Raw genomic sequence first — 22,331 nt, 5'->3', positions numbered from 1 at the left:
CGCGGCGCTTGACATTCACGTTATCGCACACTCCAGGTTCTGTCCATGCTCTTGAAACCATGAAAATTTCCGGCTTTCTGCCTGATCTTGGGGTTGCGAGAAAACCTCTATTCCGAAGATATGTCGGGGATATTAAAGCTGCGGAGCGACCATGCCAGACAAAGCCAATTTCGATGAAACGCTTGCAGACATCCGCCGGTTGCTGGCGCAGAAAGATTTCGTGTCTGCGCAGGATCGCCTGGCGCGTCTTTCGGCAGAGGAGGATCAGCACCTGATGGGTGAGGTGACCGCACTTGGCCTGCCGCGCCGCCTGCATTCGGCCTATCTGCGGCTTGCAAAGGCCAAGGGCGATGCGGTTGCCAAAGCCGGCTACCAATTTCTCCTGGTGCCGCCGCCCGAGATATTTGCGCCCTATGGTCGTTTCTCCCCTGATGAAAGACGAGCGATTGCGCAGAAGAACCGTGAGGCGGTGCCAAGGCTGATCCACCAGATATGGATCGGCAACAGGCAAGTGCCGCCCGCAACCGATGCCTGGCGCCAACATGCGGAGGCCAATGGCTATGTCTATCGCCTGTGGCGGGAGGCCGATCTTGAGGCGGAGGGCATCGATGCCGATCCGATCTTCCGGCGGATGCTGGAGGATGGGGATTATCCGGGTGCTGTGGATGTGGCGCGCTATTTCATCCTGTCGCGGGTAGGCGGCATCTATCTCGATTGCGATTTCTATCCAGCGCGGGATGACATCAGTTTTGCCGATATCCTTCCCATGGTCGGGCTCACCGCCTTTGCCGAGGAAACGCCGCGGCTGACGGGGCAGGGAAGCGTTCTGCTCGCCAACTCCTTCATCGCCACACCGCCCGGCCATCCCGTCTTCGAGCGTATCTTGCAGGCGCTGCCTGAGATTGCCGAGCGCCTGCCGCGCGCGCCCGCATGGTGGGGCACGGGCCCGCTGATCTTCAGCGTGGTGGCGCGTGCGGGATCGGTGACGCTGGCGGGGGCCGATTTCGTGGCGGCGTTGCTGGCAGACCGGGCGGATTTCAGTGTGGTGGAAGAGGCGCGTGCCGAAGCCAGCGCCAAGGGCGATGGGCTGCTGATCGCCTGGAAATCATGGTGAGGGCTGGGGTAGTTCAGTCAGTTCTGCATCACGCTCCGCAGCGGCTTTCGCGGCCGCAGCCATCTGCTGCTTGCGCTTCTCATCTTCGGCGCGGTGCAGCTTGCCCTGATCGTAATGCCATTTGACCGAATAATACATGCCGATGCCGACAACGAGCAGCTTCAGCGGCAGCATTACGATCGGGAAATACTCGAACCATTCCATGTGCGTCACACTTTCCAAACAGAGCCTACAGCATCGGCCCGAAAATCGGATTCGATTTTCGGAAAGCACGATGCGTAGACCCAAAAATTAAAGCGTCCTTTGTGCGCCCATAGGGCGCACGGCGCTTTAGTGGCTCTCTGACCGTGTGCTTACGCCTGCGCGGACCGACTTGATATTCGACATTTTGTCGCGTGGCATCAGGCCGCCGAGCCGGCCTCTTCGACCAGCGCTCCGGCGCTGCGCCAGCGGCAGCCGGGGTGGTTGGCCGTCAGCGCAAACAGCCGATCGAGAAAGGCCGATGCCGTCTCGTCATGATCGAGGTGATGGGTGAGGATGCCGGTGGTTCTTGAACCTGGTTCTGCCGCCACCATGCGTTCGGCGGTCTCGGCAAAGAGCAGATCGTGATCCTTGCCGCCTCTCGTTCCCCGCCAGTCGATGATATCGACATGGGTGTTCAAGAGAGCAAGAGGTGCAGTCTTTTCCGGTCCATAGACCGACAGCGCCCGGTAGCCGATGGCGGGCAGGCCTTCGACGATGTCCGGATCGACCCGGTTCCATGGCGGCACCAGCATCGGCACGAAGCAGCTCGGAAAGAGGATCTGCAGCTTTTCAAAGCCGGCACGCAATTCGCCAAGCACGGTGTCCTTGGGGCGATGAAGCCCAAGCTCCCGCTTCTTCTCCTCCGGTCCGGCATGATTTTGATGCGCCCAGCCATGCACCGCGACATCGATTTTGTCGGCGCTGTCCAGCCGACGCGCCAAGGCATCACCGGTCGGCTCGGGAATGACCGCCAGCGTCATCGGCACGGCATAGCGGTCGGATAGCGCCAGCAGGCGGTCGAGCGCTGTCGTCGGCTCGGTCGCATCGTCGTCGCGCAGCCAGAGGTCGGCGGCAATGCCGCGGCTCACAAAGCTGTCGAGCGTGTCCAGAAGTCTCTTTTCCGTCATGGTGCGTTTCCTCTGGCGTCTTGCAGAATCCGGTCGAGCGTCGATGCGGCCTTGCGCAGTGAACGCTCCTCGATGACGAATGTCCGCGCATTGTCTGCCATGGCCTGTCTCTTTTCCCGATCGGTCAACAGGTCTTTTATGGCATCCGCATAGGTTTGCGTCTCTCCGGGCTCCGTCAGAATGCCGGTTTTTCCATCGATCACCACTTCCGGCACGCCCGCGATGCGCTCGGCAATGACCGGCAGACCAGCGGCCTGCGCTTCCAGATAGGCAAGCCCATAGGCCTCGCCATGGCCGGGCCAGAGATAGAGCGAGGCGCAGGACAGGATGTCGGCAATCTGCTGCGGCGTCCTTTCGCCATGCCAGACGAGGCGATGCGGCGCGATCGCCTGGAAGAGCTGCTGCACAGCCTGACGTTCTGGCCCGTCGCCGATGATATCCAGCGTCCAGTCGAGATTGGGCGGCAGGCGTGCCAATGCTGCCGATAGCGCCTCATAGCTGCTGAGCTTGTCGCCCGCGCGCATCATTGCCACGGTCGCCATTCGCCCGGCTTGCGGTGCCGGGGTCTTTGCTTCGAAAAGGGAGGTGTCGAGGAAAGGTGGCAGCATCTGCAGGCGCATCGCCGGATTGGCCTTTCGCAGGCCGTCGCGGTCGCGATGGGTGAAGCAGATATTGACCGCGGCAAGGCTAAGATCCTTAAGCAGCGTCGCCTGAACCTCCGCCCAGCCCGACGCATTGCGCTTGGGAGAGTAGGAGGCCTCCGCCGTCACATAGGGGATGGCATAGGAGTGGCTGAGTTGTGGCCCCAGACGATCGAGCGCCTTGTAATAGGGGTGGTAGCAAAACCAGAGATCGGGAGTGCCATGGCTCTTCCAGAGCGCCGAGATGCGCTGCCGTTCCTGCTCCGCGTCACGCGCCAGCGCATCCGCCTCTTCGCCATTGGGCTCGCGCATGAAGGACCGCAGTTCCGAGACCACCTCGACCTCATGACCGGCAAGTTGCATGGCCTGCATCAACAGCCTTGCCATCAGCCTGTCGCCGGAGGGGACCGGGTGGTTCGGAGACTTCATCGGGCAGTAGAACGCGATCTTCATGGCTCCAGTCATGCGTTCTCGGCTGACGCTTCGTCAACTGTAATTTAGACCGTTGCAGCCTTGACACCATGGGTCTTCTCGCCCAACTGAAGTGCATGTTTTCCTCGCGCGCAGGACGCAAAACGCTTTGACCTCTTCTCCCCACGCACAGCGACTTCTCGACCTCATTCAATCGAAAGAGGCGCGGGCGGGTGTCATCGGCCTTGGCTATGTGGGCCTGCCGCTTGCCATGACGATCGCCACCTCGGGCTTCAAGGTGACGGGTTTCGATATCGATCCGGGCAAGATCAAGGCCGTCGAGGCGCGCAAGAGCTACATTGAAGCGGTGCCAGATGACATTCTTGCGAGCACCTGTGATAACGGGACTTTCGAAGCCACCAGCGATTTCTCCAAGCTTGGCGACTGCGACGTGATTGCGATCTGCGTTCCGACCCCGCTCACCAAGTATCGCGATCCCGATCTCTCCTATGTGGAGAACACCTGCCGCGAGATTGCCGAAACGCTTCGCCCCGGTCAGTTCGTGGTGCTGGAATCGACCACCTATCCCGGCACCACCGATGGCATCGTCAAGACCATCCTGGAAAAGACCGGGTTGAAGTCGACCGAAGATTTCTTCCTCGGATTTTCGCCCGAGCGCGAAGACCCCGGCAACCGTGACTTCCACACCTCCACCATTCCGAAGGTGGTGGCCGGGGACGGGCCGGATGCGGCGGAACTGATGACGGCCTTTTACGGCTCCGTGGTCAAGACGGTCATTCCCGTCTCCACCACGGCCACGGCCGAAGCGGTCAAGATTACCGAGAATGTCTTTCGTGCGGTCAATATCGCGCTCGTCAACGAGTTGAAGGTCGTCTACGAGGCGATGGGCATCGACATCTGGGAAGTGGTGGATGCGGCAAAGACCAAGCCCTTCGGCTACATGCCCTTCTATCCCGGCCCCGGTCTTGGCGGACACTGCATTCCGATCGACCCCTTCTACCTGACCTGGAAGTCCAAGGAGTACGAACTCCCCACCCGCTTCATCGAACTCGCCGGCCAGATCAACACGGCCATGCCACGCCATGTCGTCGGGCGGCTGGCGGAAGCGCTGGACGTCCATCAGGGCAAGGCGCTCAGCCGCTCCAAGGTGCTGGTGCTGGGGCTGGCTTACAAGAAGAACGTGCCGGATATTCGCGAAAGCCCGTCCTTGAAGCTGATCGAACTCATTCTCGAGCGCGGCGGCAATGTCGCCTTCCATGACCCTTACGTGGCGGAAATCCCCAAGACGCGCGAATATAGCGAGCTGATGGGCATGAAGTCCGTCGCCTGGACCAAGGACAGCATTGGCAGCTTCGACGCGGTGCTGGTCTCGACGGACCATGACAACGTCGATTACCAGCAGCTTGCCGACTGGTCGCCCCTGATCATCGATACGCGCAACGCCTTTGCCCGTCGCGGCATCAGCGCAAGCCACATCCTCAAGGCCTGATCGGAAACCCCTTCACATGAGCAGACTGGACAGCTTCATCCGCCGCCTCAGCGCCCAGCGCGATATCTTGAACCATGTGCATGGCGATCTCGATCTGCCAGCCGAAGGTCCAATCATGGAGATCGGGCTCGGCAATGGGCGCACCTTCAACCATCTGCGCGAGCTGTTTCCCGATCGCCGCATCGTCGCCTTCGACCGCGCCATGGGGGCACATGCCTCCTCCGTGCCGGAAGAGGGCAATCTGGTGCTGGGCGAAATCGACCAGACGGCGAAGGAGTGGGTGGGCATCGGTGCGGCCCTCGTCCATGCCGATATCGGCACCGGCTATGACGAGAAGGATGCGGTGACGCTCACATGGCTGCCGCAGATCGTTTCGGGCATGCTGGCCAAGGGCGGCATTGCCATCAGCGGCCTGCCGCTGAAGGAGCCTAGCCTCGATCCGCTGTCGGTACCGGACACGGTGCCGACGGATCGGTATTTTCTGTATCGGAAGATTTGAGGCGTCAACGCTCTATATGACATGGGCGAGTGCTATCGCCTCGGCCACCTGCGCGTGGCCGGAGGTGAGCTTGCTGGTCGCCACACGGATATGAGCGCTGGGCAGGATGGAGAACTTGTTGCCGGGTACCACGGCAATGTTTCTGGCTGCCAGGGTTACCATGGCGAAAGGTTCGGACTGCACCGGCACCCATAGACAGAGGCCGCTTCCCGGAATGGTTTGGACGCCGCGCTCGCGCAGCTCGCGGGCCAATGTGTCGCGTCGTTCCTGATAGGTGGCGCGCGCAGCTGCCACAATCTGAGAGGTTTCCTCGTCCCTGATCAACCAGGCGACGGCGGCCTGCAAAACCCGGCTGGTCCATCCCGCGCTAAACGCGCGGTAGGATTGGATCTGTTCAACGATAGAAGCCGAGCCGGAAAGCACCGCCAACCGTAAATCGGGACCTAACGTCTTGGAGAAGGATACGATCCGCACTGTTCGATCCGGGAAGCGCTTGCCGAGAGAGACCGGTCTTTCTGCCGAAATATCTGCCAGGCCATCATCTTCGATGATCAGCGTATCGCTTTCGGCCAGAACATCTCCAAGCGCCTCAATGCGTTGAAGGGTAACGGTCTGGCCGGTGACGGAGTGAAGGCGGGGCTGGAAGAGAAAGGCGGCGGGCCGCTCGGCGAGCGCCTGGCTCAAGGATGCGGGCAGTGGTCCCTCGCTATCCGACAGGACCGGCACGATCTTCACACCAAGATCTTCCAGAATATCCAGAAGCCGCATGGCGGTGGGATGCTCGACGGCAACCACCGATCCCGGGCGTACTAGGGCGCGCAGCGTGGTGTAGACGCCGTTATAGCCACCATTGATGGCAAGAAAGGCTTCCGGCTCATAGGGCCAATCGCCCGCAATCGCGTCTCGAAGTTCGGGAACGATCCGGCTGCGCGCATAGCTGTTCAGGTCGCCGACGGATGTCGCATAGACCATTGCCTTGGCAAGCGGCGGCAGCAACGCCTGGTCCGGCACAGCCATCGAAAGATCGAGAACATTGGCGCCATAATGACCGGCGCTCGCCAGACGCTCCGGCTTGACAATGAAGCGTTCCGCACAGACCCATGTCCCGTTACGACCACGGCCGCTGATGATCTTCTGCTGGCGTAGTTCGCTCCAGGCTTCGGAAATTGTCGCCGGGCTGACACCAAGTTCGTAGGCGAGGTCGCGCATGGCAGGAAGCCGCGTTCCCACCGGCAGAACGCCAGCCCTCACGAGTGCGCTTGTTTCCAGTGCGATGCCGCGGATCGTCTTGTTGGTAATTCTCTCGGCGAGCCAACGGGCCTCGCAAATATCGGTCACTTCATTCTCTCACTTTAAATGTTCAATAACGTAATAACATTTGTGCACTTACGAGTGTACATTTAATCTTTCGGGAATGGAAAATAAATGAGTGCCAAATGATGCCGCTGAAACTTCGTCTTGCCCTTCGCGACTGGGACTATATGACGCCGCTCGTTCTGGGAGACGTCTCGTCTCCAAAGCTTGAGATCGAGGTCGATCGCGTCGGCACGCTCGTCTCCAATGTCGCTGAGGACGATCTGCATGACGCTGCCGAAACGTCTTTCAGCCGCTATGCGCAGATGCGCCATGACGGCGATGAGAGCGTTATCGGCATGCCGAACTTCATCATGCGCGGTTTTCGCCATCGCTGCATCATCACCACCAAGGATAGCCCGATCCGCACACTTGCTGATCTTGCCGGCAAGAAGATCGGCGTGACGGGCTGGCGTGATTCCGGCAATACATGGACCCGCGCGGCCTGCCGTCGCGAAGGCGTGGGCGTCGAGGACGCCATGTGGTACGCTGGCCGACTGACGGAAGCGCATCCCATCACCGACCGTCTGGATGGTTTCGGTCGTCCGGGCCGGATCGAGGCGGCGCCTGGCGAACGCCCGATGGTGGATCTCCTCAAGGATGGCCGGCTGGATGCCATCTTCACGCCCTTCATGCCGAAGGGTTTCTTCGACCAGGACTCTCCGTTGCGTCAGGTCCTACCGGACTACCGGGCGTCCGAAGTCGCCTATTTCAACGAGGTCGGCTACGTACCTGGCATGCATCTGATCGGTTTCAAGGCGCAGTTCGTGCGCGAAAATCCATGGGTGATGGACGAGCTTAGCGCGCTCATCGATGCTTCGCAGCGCATGTGGCTGGAGAAGCGAGAGAAATACGCCGACACGACGCCGTGGATGATCGATGAGTTGCGCCGTTGCGCCGCAGACCTGCCGCCGCACTGGAATGTCAGCGGCTTCAAGGAGAACAAAGTCATGATCGCCGATTTCGCCCACGAGCTTCATGCTCAGGACATTCTGCCGCGTCTGCTGACGCCTGCGGAGTTGTTTCCGCTGCATGCTGAGGTCAACTGACGACCATAGTCAGGCCTTTGCAATTCAAATCGCTGCATACAAAAAAGGGGAATTCCAAATGCATCCGAAACTCATTGCTTCCATCGCCCTTTCCGGGCTCATTCTTGCCACACCGGCTCTTGCCGAAACGGCGGCCATTCCCAAACAGAGTGTGAATGAGGAACTTCGCGCCCGCCTGCCGGAAAAGATCCGCTCCGAAGGGAAGATGATTTCCGTCAATAACGGATCCTTCCCTCCTTATGAAATCGTGACTGGCACGAAGATGGAAGGCGCCAGCGCCGACCTGACCGACGCGCTCGGCGAAGTGCTGGGCATCAAGATCGAGCATGCAACCGTGGGCGGATTGCCAGCGCTTCTGGCAGGCGTCAATTCCGGGCGCTACCAGTTCGCCTTCGGGCCTGTCGGCGATTTCAAGAGCCGTGAAGAATCGAATGATTTCGTCGATTGGGTGCAGGAATTCGTGGTCTTTGCCGTTCACAAGGGCAACCCCAAGGGCATCGTTTCGCTCGACACATCCTGCGGCCAGCGCATCGCCGTCATGGCGGGCGGCTCGGCAGAGCGCGTGATCCAGGCCCAGGCGGAAAAGTGCAAGGCTGATGGCAAGGCTGCTATCGAGGTACAATCCTACACTGATCAGCCAAGCTCAATTCTTGCGGTTCGCTCCAAGCGCGCCGATGCGTTTTTCTCCTCGCAGGCGCCGCTAACCTACTTCGTGTCCCAGGCGAATGGCCAGCTGGAACTGACCGGCGTTGGCCAGAAGAACGGCTTCGACGATCTGTATCAGGGCGCCGTCGTTCCGAAGGGTTCGGAACTCGGTCCGGTCCTTCTCGATGCCATCAAGGTCCTCATGGACAACGGAACCTACGAGACGATCATGAAGAAGTGGGGTCTTGAGAATAACATCCTCAAGCAGCCGGGCATCAACCTCGGGGGCCAGTTGCCAAAATGACGAGCCCTGTTGAAACGAAAGTGCCATCCTTGGGTGGCACCGATCTGCGGGATGTGGCGACAGCCCACACCCCGTTCCGCACCGGCCGCCTTGTGCTTTGGCTGGTCATTGCGCTCTTCGTCGTCAACTTCGCCTGGATCGTTGCCAACAACGAAAACTTCGGCTGGCCTGTCGTTGCTCAGTATTTCTTCGATCCTGTGGTCATCAGCGGCCTGTATGTCAGCCTTGGGCTCACCGTCATCGCCATGATCCTCGGCGTCATTCTCGGTCTGATCATCGCCATTGCCAAAATGTCTCAGGATGGGCTGGCAAGCTCCTTTGCCTCCTTGTTCATCTGGTTCTTCCGCGGCACGCCGCTGCTGGTCCAGTTGATCTTCTGGTACAACATGTCCACCTTGTTTCCGCAGCTCTCCATATCGATCCCCTTCGGGCCGACCCTTGCGAGCTGGGATACCAATTCCGTCATCACGCCGATGACCGCGGCAATCGTCGGCCTGGCTCTCAACGAGGCGGCCTATATGGCGGAAATCATTCGCGGCGGCCTTCTCTCGGTCGATCGCGGCCAGGCAGAAACCGCAGAAGCCTTCGGCATGACGAAGGCGCGCGCTCTGTGGCGCATCATCATTCCCCAAGCGATGCGCTCCATCGTTCCACCAACGGGCAACCAGCTGATCAGCATGATCAAGGCAACCTCGCTCGTCAGCGTGATTGCGATGGCCGACCTGCTCTATTCGGTTCAGTCCATCTATAACAGGACCTTCGAAATCATTCCGATGCTTCTGGTCGCAGTGATCTGGTATCTGCTCATTACCTCCGTCCTCAATATCGGACAGAGCTACATCGAGGCCTATTACGGTCGCAGTGATCGCCGCAATGCAGGCGTTGCCAGGCCTGCTCTCGACGAGGAGGCAAGCCATTGACCGCAGTTGCAGATACCAAGCCTCTCGTCGTGGCGCGAAACGTCCATAAATCCTTCGATCATCTCGAGGTTTTGAAGGGCATCGATCTGGATGTGATGCCAGGGGAGGTGGTGGTCATTCTGGGGCCCTCAGGCTCGGGAAAATCAACCTTCCTGCGCTGCATCAACCATCTGGAAACCATCCAGCAAGGCGCAATTGCCGTGGACGGTGAGCAGATGGGGTACCGGGTGAAGAACAACCGCCTGGAGAAGCTTTCCGCCAACGGCATTGCGCGCCAGCGCCGCAAGATCGGCATGGTGTTCCAGCAGTTCAACCTCTACCCGCATATGACGGTGTTGCAGAACATCATCGAAGCACCCGTCGGCGTTCACGGCGAGAGCCGCAAGAGTGCGACCGAAAACGCAATGCGTCTTTTGGAGCGGGTCGGCCTGTCGGAGAAAGCCTCCGCCTATCCGCGTCAGCTTTCCGGTGGGCAGCAACAGCGTGTCGCAATCGCGCGTGCCCTGGCCATCAAGCCAAAGCTCATGCTGTTCGATGAGCCGACATCCGCACTCGATCCGGAACTTGTCGGTGAAGTTCTTGCCACGATGAAGGATCTTGCCAGCCAGGGTCTGACGATGATCGTCGTCACGCACGAAATCGGCTTTGCGAAAGAGGCCGCTGATCGCGTGGTCTTCATGGATGGCGGCCACATCGTGGAGATGGGCAAGCCGGAAGAGGTTATCGGCAACCCGCAACATCCGCGCACGCAGGCCTTTCTCTCGCGCTTCCTGTAAGCGCGCGATCTTTCCCCAACTTGGCGCCAGCCTCACGGCTGGCGTCCTTTTTCAAGATCTTGGTGGACCCAATGCTGAACGACAATCACTATGCCCGCGTATCCGATTTCGAGCCGATGGAGGCGGGGCTGAAGGCCACGCGCCAGTATCTGCATGCCAATCCGGAGCTTTCACTGGAGGAGGCCGAAACCGCCCGCTATGTGGCGGAGAAGCTGGAAGGATGGGGCTACGAGGTCACCCGGAATGTCGGTGGTCACGGCGTTGTGGCTTGCTTGACGAACGGTACTGGAAAGAAGAGCATCGGCATTCGCGCCGATATGGATGCGCTTCCAATCCTGGAGGAAACGGGACTACCCTATGCCAGCAAGACGCCTGGCAAAATGCATGCCTGTGGCCATGATGGGCACACGACCGTTCTGCTTGGTGCAGCGGAATATCTCGCTCGCACTCGCCGTTTCGATGGCACGGTGACCCTGATCTTCCAACCGGCGGAAGAAAATGGGAAGCCATCCGGCGCGCAGAAAATGATCGAGGATGGTCTTTTCGAGCGCTTCCCGATCGACGCGATTTTCGGCCTGCATAACCACCCTGGCGCACCGGAAGGGACGATCTTGACGCGTTCGGGGCCGATGATGGCATCTTCCGATACGGTCAACATCACCATCAAGGGCAAGGGCGGTCATGCCTCGCGTCCTCACCTCACCATCGATCCCATTATGGTGGCCTGCAACCTCGTCGTCTCGCTTCAGACGGTCGTATCCCGCAACATCGATCCTACCCAGACGGCGGTGGTCACCGTCGGCACCATCCATGCGGGAGAAGCGGTGAACGTCATTCCCGAATATGCAAAGCTGGCGCTGAGCGTGCGCTGCTTCGAGCCCAAGATCCGCGAACTTCTGGAGCGGCGCATCACCAAGCTCGCCCGATCCATGGCAGACGCTTATGATGCTACAATCGAGGTCGATTACGAGCATGGCTACCCGGTGGTTGCCAATTCCGAGGCCGAAACGGATTTTGCGCGGCTCGTGGCGCAAGAGCTGATCGGCTCCGACAAGGTCGCCACCTGCCCGCTCATCCCCGGCAGCGAGGACTTTTCCTATTTTCTCGAGCGAAAGCCAGGCAGCTTCCTGCGCTTGGGCAACGGAATGGATTCCGCCATTCTCCACAGTCCCAAATATGATTTTGCCGATGGCAGCCTGACCGTGGGTGCGGCTCTGTGGGCTCGCCTGGCGGAACGATTTCTTGCAGCGTAAGTGATGTAGGGCTTGGCCGAACGTCGTTCGGCCGAGCAAAGCACCCTTGGTCCGAAGCATAAAATCGACGGCATTATCTCATGGGATGCGCTCATCAGATGACGCAGGCCTCGGGTCACGTTCAGGTCAAGACAGCAGCACTCGGCTTTCTTCTTCGGAAATCAGAAAGACCTTCATCTCCGAACTGCGGCCGCGGATGGGAATGGTGCGGCTTCGAAGTCCGTCACGCTTGTGCCCGGACTGGACCATCACCGGTTCCGAGACAACGATGGAGGTGTCGAATTCCTTTGCGGCCGTCTCTAGGCGGCTTGCGACATTGACCGTATCGCCGATCGCCGTCAGCGTCTTTGCCGCGCCATAGCCCATGATGCCGACGATCGACGGGCCAGCGTGAATACCGATGGCGATGCGCAGGCGCACGGCAAACTGCTGTTCCAGTTCTTCATTCAGCTTCTCGACATTGCGCAGGATCAGGCAGGCGGCCTTCAGCGCATCGGCCGAGGCGGTTTCCCGGTTGCCGTCCAGACCGAAAAGCGCCATGGCGCCATCGCCGATGAATTTGTCGATGCGCCCGCCTGCCTGCTCCACCGATTGGCTAACGACGGTGAAGTAGCGGTTCAGCAGAAACACCATGTCGTAGGGCAGGCGCGATTCCGAAAGGGCGGTGAAGTTTCTGAGATCGCAGAAAAGAACCGCAATCTCCTCTTCGCGACCGGGGCGGATCGGCTCGTTATTGGCCGGTGCATCATCCTGCTGGCGGGCGGCAAGAAGCAGCGCCACCTTGACGCGACCGGTCGGACGAAGCTGGCAGCCGAGCCTCACATCGGAATCGGCATGAATACGCTGCAGGGTGGCGCGCTCGATATCGCCCGGCTCCGGCAGGGGGGCCTCCGATTCCAGGATCTTGACGCGGCAGGTGGAACACCGCCCCTTGCCGCCGCAGGCCGAGAAGTGGGAAATACCTTCGAGCCGGCTTGCCTCCAGAATGCTGAAGCCCGCGGGCGCGCGCAGCGCATGGCCGTCTTCATACAGGATTTCGAAGCCGCGCGATCTCTGCCGCCAGCCTCTTATGGCGCGCGCGGCAAATGTCAGGATGACAGCCGCGCCGAAGGCAAGACGTATCCCGAAGGTGATATGCGATATCGTCGCCTGGCGCTCCGGCGACCGTGGCGAAGGGGCGGGCGGCGGGTCTGAGGGCGAGCGCATCCCCGCTTCGGAATGGGGATGATCGGCGGGAAGGTCCATCTCCATCTGCCGCCCGGCATCGCTGAAACCCAGAAGCGCCATGATGGGCAGCAGAACCGCAAACATCAACAGATACGGCGCCACCTGCCGGTACCAGCTTCGGTACCGCAGCCAGAAATAGACGCCGAGACAGCCATGCGCCCAGATCAGCACCAGCGCAATGCTCTGGCGAAGGCCGAGATAGGGGGACATGATCCAGAACCGGCGGATGACGACGTCATAGCCCTCATCGATGCCGAAGAGCATGCGTGAGAAGCGGATGCCGGCGGCGTGGTCGATGATGAGGAAGGGGATAGCCAGGCCGAGCAGGATTTGCAGCGCTTCGCGCCACGGCATCTGCAGCGATCGCAGCAGGTAGATGGAGCGCAACACGAGGAAGAGGTGAACGACGACCGAGCCGTAGAAAATGACGCTGCTGACCGGGTTCAGCCAGAGGATACTGAACCAGCCTCTGCCATATTCAGCCGTATCGATGGAAATCAGGGCAAGGGCGTGGTTGAAGAGGTGACAGGCGACGAAGGCCAGCATGACGAGACCTGAGAGCAGTCGCGCTCGCCGCAAAGAGGTCTCTGTCACGTATTGCGCCAATCCCGACCTCAAATCTCGTTCAATACAAATGGATATTCAAATAATCGTCGTCTGTCGCGGTCCGCAGGAGCACGCTTGGTCGTGACCTGCCGATACACCGGCTGTCGTTGCCTGCTCAAGACGAATCCTGAGCCTCACGGAGATAATGTTTTTTAGTCTTATTCGAGGCAGCCGCCGGCCTAAAGCATGATCCGCGCAAAACTATGCAGCGGTTTTGCGACAACGACATGCGATGAAACAAAGACCTAAAGCTCGATCGTCTGCCCGTCATAGGCTGCAAAGGCGCCGGCAAATTCCTTCTTCGCATCCTGGTCGATCTGGTCGAGTTCATCATCCGTGCGGAAGGGGGCGTGGTGAATGAAGCCGACCGATTTTGCGTTGGCATGTTTGGCAAGCTTGATCCCCTGCTGCCAGGAGGAGTGGCCATACCCCTTGTAAAGCTCCATTTCCGCGTCGGTGAAGCTCGCGTCATAGAGAAAGAGATCGACATCGTCGATGAGCTTCAGCACGGCCTTGTCAAGCTTGCCCGGCTCATGCTCGGTATCGGTGATGATGGCAAGGCTCTTGCCCTGCCAGTCGATGCGGTAGCCGATGGCGTTGCCCGGATGGGTGAGCATACCGGTGCGGATCGACAGGTCCGGATGGACCGACAGCGTGTCTTCGGCGGTAAAATCGCGGGTATCGATATGGGCGCAGCAAATGTCGAGTGGTGCGGGAAACCAAGGCGGGCTCATGAATTCGCGCAGCATGTCGCGGGTGGTCTTCTGGCCTGCCAGATGGCCGGACCAAATGCGAACGTCGTTCTCGCGCTTAAAGAAGGGTTTGAAATAGGGAAAGCCGACAATGTGGTCGTAGTGGCAATGGGAGAAGAACATGTCGACGCTGCCGGCACCTTCGGCCCTCAGCGCCAGACCGGCCGGGTGAAGACCCGAGCCTGCGTCAAAGAGCAGGATATGCTCGCCGCATCGAACCTCGATGCAGATCGTGTTGCCGCCATATTTGTGGAATTTTTCTCCCGATACAGGAAGCGTCCCTCGCGCTCCCCAGATCTTGACCCGGAATTCCTGTCTATTGCCCCGACGGTCTCCGTCGGAATTCAACGCCATCATATACCCCAACCTGCCACGGCAACCCGTCTCAACGCTTCCTCCGTAGGGTCCCGTTTTCTCTTCGCCAACAACTGGCGCGTGCCTACTCCACGCAGCATTTCAGTTTTATGACTGCAGCACCACTTTTATTTTTTCCTTAAAGCGCCGCAGTCTGGAAGAATATATTATCAAACGCTTGAATGCGCGCGAGCCTTGCTCAGTTCCGTCGTCGTCTGCGTCAGACGCTCGGCCAGAACACGCATGACCTTGATGGTGATCTCGGGGAAGTCCGACATCAGCTTGAAGAATTGCTCCTTGCCGATGCGCAGCGCCTCCACCGGCGTCGAGGCTTTCACGGTCGCGGTTCTGACACTGTCGCAAAGAATGGCGATCTCGCCGACGATGGCATTGCCGCTCATTTCCGTCAGCTTGATCTGGCCCGACGGAGAGTCGATCAGAACATCGACCTTGCCGGTCAGAAGCACATAGGCACTATCGCCAATATCGCCCTGCCGGAATAGCTCGTCTCCTGCAAGATAGGAAACGCGGTCCGAAGCAAAAGCAAGCAACTTGAGTTTCGACGGTTCCATCTCGCTAAAGAAGGGAACGCGTTTCAGCATCTGAATTTCATCTTTGAAAAGCATAGCCTTGTCCTGGTTCGTGTTCCTGTCGGGCGCCTGCAATGTATCAGGCCGCGATCATTTCCTTGAATGTACCGTTTTCTTGCATAAGAGTCTCGTATGATCCGTCTGCGACAATTGTACCGTGGTTAACAACGATAACCCTATCGAACATCTTGGAAAGCGACGGGTTCGACAAGACCCACAAGACTGCCGGATTTGCGCCATCTCTCCTTAAGAAGGCGATGACGTTGTCGACGATCTCCTGCTGCAGGCGGTGATCGAGGCCCGGTAACGGACGGTTGAGCACGTAGTAATCCGAGCGGCGCATCAGGGCGCGCGCGAGATTGAGCTTCTGGCGCTGCAATGGGCCAAGCCGCTTGCCGCCGGCGCCGAGGTTGAATTCCAGCCCTACGGCCAGAACGCGCTCGTAAACGCCCTGCTTGCGCATGGCATCGGCGACGATCCGGGTGATACGGCGCGAGGCATCGGTGTAACGATGGCTGACCTTGCCGAAGAGGATGTTGTCGAGCAGGCTGGTGGAGGCGGCATATTGATCCGGATCGTAGGGCTCGATCACGTCGCGAAGGTCTCCCGGCAGGTTCTCGTGGAACATGTGGCGCACTTCGACGATGCGGTTCATCACCTCTGGCGTCAACAGACCGAAACGCTGTCTTGGTTCGACGTAGAAGAAGCTGAGGCGGATCATGGCGCGGCGGTCTGCCTCGCTCGCATCGTCATACTTCTTGCCTTGCAGACGCTGCAGCATCTGCTGATAGTTGGGAATATCGTCCGCCGTCATGAAGCTGAGCTGCTGGAACAGCGGATGATCCGGCGGCAGGTCGGAGAAGATTTCGACGATGTTCTCCGCAATCGTATAGCCCATTTCGAAGAGCGTGTGGGACAGGCCCGTCTCGCGCATCAGCGCGCGGAAATAATCGCTTTCGATGATCTTGCGGCTGGTGTTCGTGGGATCGCGCATGGTGCCGAAGAGAATGTTCTCGCCCACCGTCGCTTCGCTATTGTAGCTGTCCGGTTCGAAGGGGACGATGAGGCCGGAGAGGTTCTCGCGTTCCAGTTCGCTGCGCAGCACGCGACGCAGCTCAACGATCCGGGCGGCCAGATGCAGATCGGTCAGCGGGTCGATGGAGGAGCGCAGGGCAAATTCCAGCACGTCGGGCGAAAGTTGGACCGTGTCGAGAACCGCAAGCATGGATTTGAGGAAGTGCTCGGGATCCTCGCTGCCGGCAGGGCTGGACTGGTAATCGATCCAGTCACCGTTGAGATCCATGTCCGGATTTTCGGCAAGCTTGGCCTCGCGGATTTCCCATTTGCGATGCTCGAGCTCGGCCCCCTCATATTGCCGGGGTTTGAGCGGCGCGTGCTTCAGCCCATAGAGAAGATTGTCCTTCAGGCTGGCATGGAAAAAGTAGCTGTCGGCCGAGACATAGGAAATGCGCCGTCCGGTTACGGATTCGGGCAGGTCGTGGAAGTCGGTGTCGCCGATGGAAATCTTGCCAGAGCTCGGCCAGAGCGTGCGTCCCAGAGCATCTGCCAGCGCCTCCGCCCCGGCGCTGCCGACGATCGCGACGGTTTCGCCGGGATTGATGGTGAGCGTTGCCTGATCGAGCAGCCGCGTGCCGCTATCATCATCCAGCGACAGCGCCGAAATGACGATCGGGCCGGTGATCGCGGCGGCCGCTGCCGGCGCCAGATCCTGGATCTTCGGGTCGATCATGCTTGGCGAATCGAACTGTTCGAAGACCTGTTCGTACTTCACCTGCACGTCCTGACGGGCCTGATCCCAGTCGATCAACTCTTTCAGCGGGCCGGGCAGCTCCTTGTAGGCGTTGATGACGGCAACGAGCTGACCGACGTCGAGACTGCCGCGCAGCGTCAGATAACCGCCCACCGCATAGAAGAAGAAAGGCGTCAGCTGCGCCAGGAAGTTGTTGATGAACTTGACCAGAAACTTCCACTGATAAAGGTCGTAGCGGATCTTGAAGATCTGGCCGAGCCGCTGGCCGGCATCGGCACGTTCGAAATTCGATGTGTCATAGGCATGGATCGTGCCGATGCCATCGACCATTTCGCCGATGCGACCGGCAAGCTCGCGCGCGGTCAGCTGTCTTTGACGGCCAAGCTCGATCAGGCGGCGGCGCATTTTCGGGATGATGCCGACCTGGATGGCGGCCATGAAGGCGGCAATCATGCCGAGCCAGAAATTCTGTACCAGAATGAAGAAGAGCGCCGACAGCGCCTGGCCGCCAAGCAGCGCCGGCTGCACGAAGGCGTCACCGGTAAAGCCGCCGAGCGGCTCTACCTCGTCCTTGATCATGCTGGAGATTTCCGCGCCCTTGACGCGCTTGAAATGCGTGGGCGGAAAGCGCAGGACCCGGTCGATCAGCTGGAAGCGGATGCGACGCAGCAGCCGCTCGCCCAGCCGGCCCTTGTAGGTGTTGATGTAATATTTGAAGAGGCCGTTGACGATGACAAGCGCCAGGAAGGTGAGGCTGAGCCCCATCAGCGTCGCCATGCGGTTCAGCTCGATGCCCGGAAACAGCGTAACGGTGCCGTAATAGGGTATACTCAGCGTCAGATGCATGAAGAGCTGGGTGGCGTTGGCGCCTTCGAAGCCATCGCCCTGAATCGGGCCGTTGACGATCTGCTTGGGCAGATCGAAGGCCAGGAAGTAGGGGATCATCGACAGCGCCACGATCAGCAGAATGAAAAGCTGCTGATTCCTGGTGTGCGTCCAGATGTAACGCGTCAGACTTTTTTCCATCGAGGACTTCTATGCCGTGCCGGATAAAGTGGAAGGTAATGGATGTTCATGCGCGCGTCAAAGCGGCTCCGGAGGGGTAAGGGAGCGCTTAAACGGGTAAGGGATATGGTGGTTCACCTACCGGTGAAACAAGTCGCTTCACTACAACATTGGCCGGAAAACCGAAACATTTTTTATCAATACCGAAAATGCTGACGTGACCCAAGCGAGCGGATCTCGCCATGGGGCTCGGCGGGTGCATTCTCGCCTGCGATCAGCTCGATGGTCCTGGCCTCTGTCGGTGCCAGATGAAACCAGTCATCGGCCGGGCGGAAGCCATCGGCGCTGATACTGATCGACTGCGCGAAGCGGTCCGTGGTCACCGTCAGGAACCAGCGGCCGTCCTTCTGCTCCGTCGTCGCCGTCAGCGTCGCAGGATGCATGGCGGCGGCGCGGCCGCGCGGGAAATGGAAGGCTTCGGCAATCAGCTCTCCCGTCACGGCGTCCTTCAGGCTGGCGACGGTCACATCATGGGCGGGCGGGCCAAATCGATAGGCATAGGTGGTATCGAAAAAGGCGCCGAAACAATCGGTGGCGGCAAGGCTTGCCTTGGATCGCGGAGCAAGTTCGAGCTGCTTCTGGCCTCGAACGACGGGCTGCAGGCCATCGCGCAGGCAGGCGAGTTCGACAATGAGGCCGCGCGTTTCCGCCGTCTCGTTGACGAGATGGACGGCAAGCCCGTTGGTGCCTTCGTCGGTCAGGATCAGCTGCACCGGGCGAAAGGCGCGTTTCAGCCCATACCAGGCCGACTTTGGCTCGCCGGTCGAATCGATCACGCCCCAGCCGGCACCTGGCACGAGGTCCTGAAGGGTCAGCACCATGGCGCCCTGGCAGGAGGAGCCGTTGCGCCGCCACTCGCCATAGGTCGCCCCCATCACCTCGGCAACCGCGGCACGCGAAAGGTCGAGATAGCGCTCGCCATCTTCGCGCCGCGTCCGCGACGGGTCGAGATCGTAGAGGAGGTTCAGATAATGATCACGGACATCCTCGAAATCCCAGGAGGCGCCGCGATCGCGCGGCACGCGGGATTTCCACACCGGGTGATGAACGGCGGGAACGGGCAGGTGCCGATCAAGCGTCTTCTGCTGCGGCACATTGGCGAAGGCGAGGCACTCGCCGGCAAAGCGCACATCGGCGCGCCGCGCATCGTCCAGCGGGCGGCAATAGGCGCCCACGCCGTAATAATGGCCGACCTTCTCGTCGGTGAAGAAGGGCTGTGCGCCGCCAAAGGGTGAGTTCGGGACATAGGCGATGTCGGAGCGACGCGCTTTGATGAAGCGTGGCAACATCTCTTCGGTCAGCGGACCTTTCCAGACGCTCTCGCCGAGGCCCAGCATCGCGCCCTGCTGGTACATTTCGCTGCCCCCGCAGATGACGGTCAGCGAGGGAGAGAGCGCAGCATTCGCCAGAAGGTCCGCCGTTTCTTTTTCGATATGGGCGACGAAGCCTTCATCTTTCGCCGGGTAATCGAAATTGGCGAGCATCATGTCCTGCCAGACCATCAGGCCGAGTTCATCGCAAAGGCGAAAGAAGTCTCTGGTCTCATAGGCCATGGTTCCGCCAATGCGGATCATGTTCATGCCCGCCTCTGCGGCAAGCCGTAGCCAGGGCTCGTAATCCACTTTGGCGCCGGCAAGCCGGACGATATCGGCATTGGACCAGACGGCACCCCGGCAGAAGATGGCGACGCCGTTGATCGTCACGCCAAAGCCTTTGCCATCCGCGCTATGATCGATCTCGATGCGGCGGAAGCCGGTTTTGCCAAGTATGTGCGTCTTGCCGCCGATGCGAAGGTGAACCTCGTGCAGCGTCGGCGTGCCATGGGTGGCGGGCCACCAGGGCTCGACGTCCGGAAGGCGCAGCTCGGCTGAGAAGAGACCGTCTGAAACGGGCTCAAGCGTCTGCCAGCGATCCCCACAACCGATCTCGATAACGGACGATGACCGCGCTCCAACGCTGACACGGAGGATGCCAATGCCATCTTCTGTCAATTCGGTGGCGAAGGCGGTGAGGTCGAAATCCGCATCGCCGTCACGCACCAGCCGGATTGGGCGCCATGGTCCTGCGGCATGGATCTCCGGGCACCAGCCGGGCATGTAACCCAGCGCCGTCGTGCGGATCAGCCGAAGCCCCTGCGTCGACATCATCTGCGGACGCCAACGGGCGCGGGGGCCGGTCTTTTCCAGATGGGGTTTCAGGGCGCGAAAGCAGATCGCCAGCTCGTCCGTGCCGAAAAGCGTTACGTCAACCTCCAGCGCCTCGAACATGCTGGCGGAGTGCGCGATAGGCTCATCATTCAGATAGATATCGGCGATGGTCGCAAGGCCATCGAAATGCACCGTCGCGCTCTGTGGTTCAGCGGTTTCGAGTGTCAGTCTGTACCACGCATCGAGATGGTTGAGCGGCTTCGGATCGAAGCGGTCGAACTTGCCCGCCTTCTCCAGCGCCTCAGCGACGCTGCCGGGAACCGGTGCTGTAAGGCTTTCCGAATCTGTTGGGATGTCGGATGGGCGCTCGCAGGCACCCGCTTGCGTCAATGTCAGCGTCCAACCCTCCGTCAGCCACTGGCCGGGGAGGGCGTCATGTCGAAGGCTCGCGCTCACGCGGCCTCGCTGGCATCATCGAGATGGGAGTTGAGCTTCGCCATCAGCGCATCCCAGGCGTCAGCCGCGGGATTAAGAGCGGTGGCAAGCGGCTCGAATTTGCGACGCGCCACGGCGCGTGCCAGCTGGAACTGCACCGTCTTTGCCACTTCGGCGATCTTCAGCGCCTCGGCGGCTGCGTCATCGAAAGCCTGTGGTCCGGCAAGCCATTGCAGGTGGCTCGCGGCGAGTTCGAAATTGGCGCCGAGCTGGCGCAGCGTATTGAAGGCGTATTTGTGGAAGAAGCCGAAGGGGCGGTCGGCAACCTTTTCCACCTGTGCCGGGAAGACCTGCGAGAAGGCCCGGATAGGATTGTCCGCCGGTCGTCTGGAAAAATGCTGCACCAGCAGCCGTTCGGCAACCTTGCGGCGGCGCTCTTCGGGGACCGGCTTTTCCGGGAATTTGGCGAACTCCGCATAGGGCAGGAAGGGCGGTTCGCCCTCTCTCAGATGGTGCTGGAACACGCCGGCATAGTCCTCGCCTTCCAGCGCGAAGTAGCCGGCATTGTGGAAATAGTCGAGCTTGAGATTGGCGCGATCGATGCGGTTGATGGCAATCGTCGTCTTGCCGTGATCGTTTCGGTAGCCGACCCCATGCGTATCCGGCAGGTAGAAGCTGTCCACCTCGATCAGGGAAATGCGGCCGCGCTTCAGCTGCGTTTCGATATGGGTTTCGACATCGTCGAAGATCGCAAGCTCGGTCGAGCGGATGCCATAGAGCGCTTCGAGGTCTTCGAGCGGCATCTTGAAGAAGGTGAAGTGGTCGCCCTCGAAGTCCTGCGTCAGGGTAAAGCCGAACATGGCTTCGGGCGGCAGGCCGCACGAGGCCACAAGCTCGATCCACAAATCGACAAAGCAATTGGTTTCCGGCCACATCCTGTCGGATGCGTGGAGCAGGTGAGGGACATGGCTCTCAGGGCTCAGGGCCGCAAAAATTGCCGTCATGCGTACCTCTTAGGCCTCAGTTCCAAAGCGTGTCGCGAACCGACTGCGGCCATTGATCGACATCCAGCCCGTGCTTGGCAAGGAGGGCGAGCGCCAGTCGCTCCAGGCCGAAGCCGACGCAGGCGGTGTGGGCGACAGAGCCGTCTGCGAGATTGAGACCCCATTTCGCGCCGAAGGCATCCTGGTGGTAGTTGAAGCTCATGCAGGCGGTCAGGTTGGCCGTCGACGTGACCGGGATCAGTAGTTCGAACTTCAGGTTCTGGTCGCGCTGGTTGTTGGCCAGCATACGGCCTGCGCGTCCGAAGAAGGGATCGTTGGCGATATCGAGCTTCACGTCGAGGCCGATGCCTTCCATCATTGCCACGCCGCGATCCATCCACAGCTGGCGGAAATCGGTGACGTCGCTTTCGGTGCCCATGCGGACATATTCGCGCATGCGGAAGAGCTGCTGGCGCGCCGGGTCCTTGGAAGGCTCATGGCGGAAGCAGTAGGACTGGATGTCGTAGAGACCGCCGCCATCGGGCAGATTGCCGCGCTTGGCGATGGTCGGATAGAGCGGATAGCAGGCGGCCGGTGTGAGCACGATATCGGTGATCTTCTGGTCTTTTGCCCAGTCGTCGCCGCCCTCATCCATTGTCTTCAACAGGTTGACGTGGTCGAGCTCGCAGCCGCAGAAGGAATGGACGGTACCGGCGAGCTGCGGGAAGCTCTTCATGTAGCCGCTTTTTTCGAAATAGGCGCGGTTGATGCCGGG

Annotated in this window: 19 protein-coding genes; 8 read left to right on the top strand and 11 right to left on the bottom strand. The window is 60.1% G+C overall.

Translation table 11 applies throughout. The features are described 5' to 3' along the window. Positions 1-151: 151 nt before the first annotated feature. On the top strand, positions 152-1,114 hold the full coding sequence (locus EYC79_RS00255; protein ID WP_165456927.1) for a glycosyltransferase family 32 protein: 963 nt from the start codon (positions 152-154) through the stop codon (positions 1,112-1,114). Here the strand turns inward: EYC79_RS00255 and EYC79_RS00250 are convergent. From EYC79_RS00250 to EYC79_RS00240, 3 genes are all read right to left on the bottom strand, one after another. Beyond that, positions 1,106-1,318 carry a hypothetical protein gene (locus tag EYC79_RS00250; protein ID WP_165456926.1) on the bottom strand — a complete coding sequence of 71 codons (213 nt, stop codon included), beginning with the start codon at positions 1,316-1,318 and terminating at the stop codon, positions 1,106-1,108. The genes EYC79_RS00255 and EYC79_RS00250 overlap by 9 nt on opposite strands. Before the next feature lie 197 nt (positions 1,319-1,515). Continuing rightward, the gene (locus tag EYC79_RS00245; protein WP_130976829.1) at positions 1,516-2,265 is read right to left on the bottom strand and encodes a polysaccharide deacetylase family protein; all 750 of its coding nucleotides are present in this window, start codon (positions 2,263-2,265) and stop codon (positions 1,516-1,518) included. Next, the gene (locus EYC79_RS00240; RefSeq protein WP_130976872.1) at positions 2,262-3,359 is read right to left on the bottom strand and encodes a glycosyltransferase family 4 protein; all 1,098 of its coding nucleotides are present in this window, start codon (positions 3,357-3,359) and stop codon (positions 2,262-2,264) included. Before EYC79_RS00240 ends, EYC79_RS00245 begins: the two co-directional genes overlap by 4 nt. Before the next feature lie 127 nt (positions 3,360-3,486). Between EYC79_RS00240 and EYC79_RS00235 the strand changes: the two genes are divergently transcribed. Continuing rightward, complete coding sequence (locus EYC79_RS00235; protein WP_130976828.1) at positions 3,487-4,827, top strand: nucleotide sugar dehydrogenase; 1,341 nt, start codon at positions 3,487-3,489, stop codon at positions 4,825-4,827. A 16-nt stretch (positions 4,828-4,843) separates the two neighbouring features. Next, entirely contained in the window at positions 4,844-5,326 is a 483-nt protein-coding gene (locus EYC79_RS00230) for a class I SAM-dependent methyltransferase (protein WP_062424848.1), read from the top strand. 12 nt (positions 5,327-5,338) lie between these two features. On the opposite strand, the gene EYC79_RS00225 is transcribed toward EYC79_RS00230, so the two are convergent. Further along, positions 5,339-6,664, bottom strand: coding sequence for an aminotransferase-like domain-containing protein (locus tag EYC79_RS00225; protein WP_130976827.1), 1,326 nt, complete (start codon positions 6,662-6,664; stop codon positions 5,339-5,341). A gap of 101 nt (positions 6,665-6,765) precedes the next feature. Here EYC79_RS00225 and EYC79_RS00220 point away from each other — a divergent pair, with 101 nt between their 5' ends. From EYC79_RS00220 to EYC79_RS00200, 5 genes are all read left to right on the top strand, one after another. After that, positions 6,766-7,728: an ABC transporter substrate-binding protein gene (locus EYC79_RS00220; RefSeq protein ID WP_130976871.1), complete on the top strand. Its 963-nt coding sequence runs from the start codon at positions 6,766-6,768 to the stop codon at positions 7,726-7,728. Positions 7,729-7,786: 58 nt separating this feature from the next. Continuing rightward, positions 7,787-8,677 (top strand): ABC transporter substrate-binding protein, encoded by an 891-nt coding sequence (locus tag EYC79_RS00215; protein ID WP_062444300.1) that lies wholly within the window; start codon positions 7,787-7,789, stop codon positions 8,675-8,677. Continuing rightward, a complete protein-coding gene (locus EYC79_RS00210) occupies positions 8,674-9,597 on the top strand; it encodes an amino acid ABC transporter permease (protein WP_112359270.1) in 924 nt (307 codons plus the stop codon). Before EYC79_RS00215 ends, EYC79_RS00210 begins: the two co-directional genes overlap by 4 nt. Continuing rightward, complete coding sequence (locus tag EYC79_RS00205; protein WP_113178101.1) at positions 9,594-10,373, top strand: amino acid ABC transporter ATP-binding protein; 780 nt, start codon at positions 9,594-9,596, stop codon at positions 10,371-10,373. Before EYC79_RS00210 ends, EYC79_RS00205 begins: the two co-directional genes overlap by 4 nt. A gap of 71 nt (positions 10,374-10,444) precedes the next feature. Continuing rightward, the gene (locus EYC79_RS00200; RefSeq protein ID WP_116494184.1) at positions 10,445-11,626 is read left to right on the top strand and encodes a M20 aminoacylase family protein; all 1,182 of its coding nucleotides are present in this window, start codon (positions 10,445-10,447) and stop codon (positions 11,624-11,626) included. A gap of 126 nt (positions 11,627-11,752) precedes the next feature. Here EYC79_RS00200 and EYC79_RS00195 read toward each other — a convergent pair whose 3' ends face one another. The 7 genes from EYC79_RS00195 to EYC79_RS00165 all read right to left on the bottom strand — a co-directional run. Next, positions 11,753-13,399 (bottom strand): adenylate/guanylate cyclase domain-containing protein, encoded by a 1,647-nt coding sequence (locus EYC79_RS00195; RefSeq protein ID WP_404944077.1) that lies wholly within the window; start codon positions 13,397-13,399, stop codon positions 11,753-11,755. Between the two features lie 305 nt (positions 13,400-13,704). Then, complete coding sequence (locus EYC79_RS00190) at positions 13,705-14,565, bottom strand: MBL fold metallo-hydrolase (RefSeq protein ID WP_116494330.1); 861 nt, start codon at positions 14,563-14,565, stop codon at positions 13,705-13,707. A 170-nt stretch (positions 14,566-14,735) separates the two neighbouring features. Beyond that, on the bottom strand, positions 14,736-15,191 hold the full coding sequence (locus EYC79_RS00185) for a cyclic nucleotide-binding domain-containing protein (protein WP_062424841.1): 456 nt from the start codon (positions 15,189-15,191) through the stop codon (positions 14,736-14,738). 43 nt (positions 15,192-15,234) lie between these two features. Further along, positions 15,235-17,952 carry an ABC transporter transmembrane domain-containing protein gene (locus EYC79_RS00180; RefSeq protein WP_130976826.1) on the bottom strand — a complete coding sequence of 906 codons (2,718 nt, stop codon included), beginning with the start codon at positions 17,950-17,952 and terminating at the stop codon, positions 15,235-15,237. 176 nt (positions 17,953-18,128) lie between these two features. Beyond that, the gene (locus tag EYC79_RS00175) at positions 18,129-20,594 is read right to left on the bottom strand and encodes a glycosyl hydrolase 2 galactose-binding domain-containing protein (RefSeq protein WP_130976825.1); all 2,466 of its coding nucleotides are present in this window, start codon (positions 20,592-20,594) and stop codon (positions 18,129-18,131) included. Further along, a complete protein-coding gene (locus tag EYC79_RS00170) occupies positions 20,591-21,577 on the bottom strand; it encodes a DUF1839 family protein (protein WP_130976824.1) in 987 nt (328 codons plus the stop codon). Before EYC79_RS00170 ends, EYC79_RS00175 begins: the two co-directional genes overlap by 4 nt. 16 nt (positions 21,578-21,593) lie before the next feature. Beyond that, on the bottom strand, positions 21,594-22,331 hold a 738-nt coding region (locus EYC79_RS00165; protein WP_245495150.1), incomplete at its 5' end, for an amino acid--[acyl-carrier-protein] ligase.

The organism is Agrobacterium cavarae (assembly GCF_004310285.1).
Classification (GTDB): domain Bacteria; phylum Pseudomonadota; class Alphaproteobacteria; order Rhizobiales; family Rhizobiaceae; genus Agrobacterium; species Agrobacterium cavarae.
This window is presented reverse-complemented; position numbering and strand designations above follow the sequence as displayed.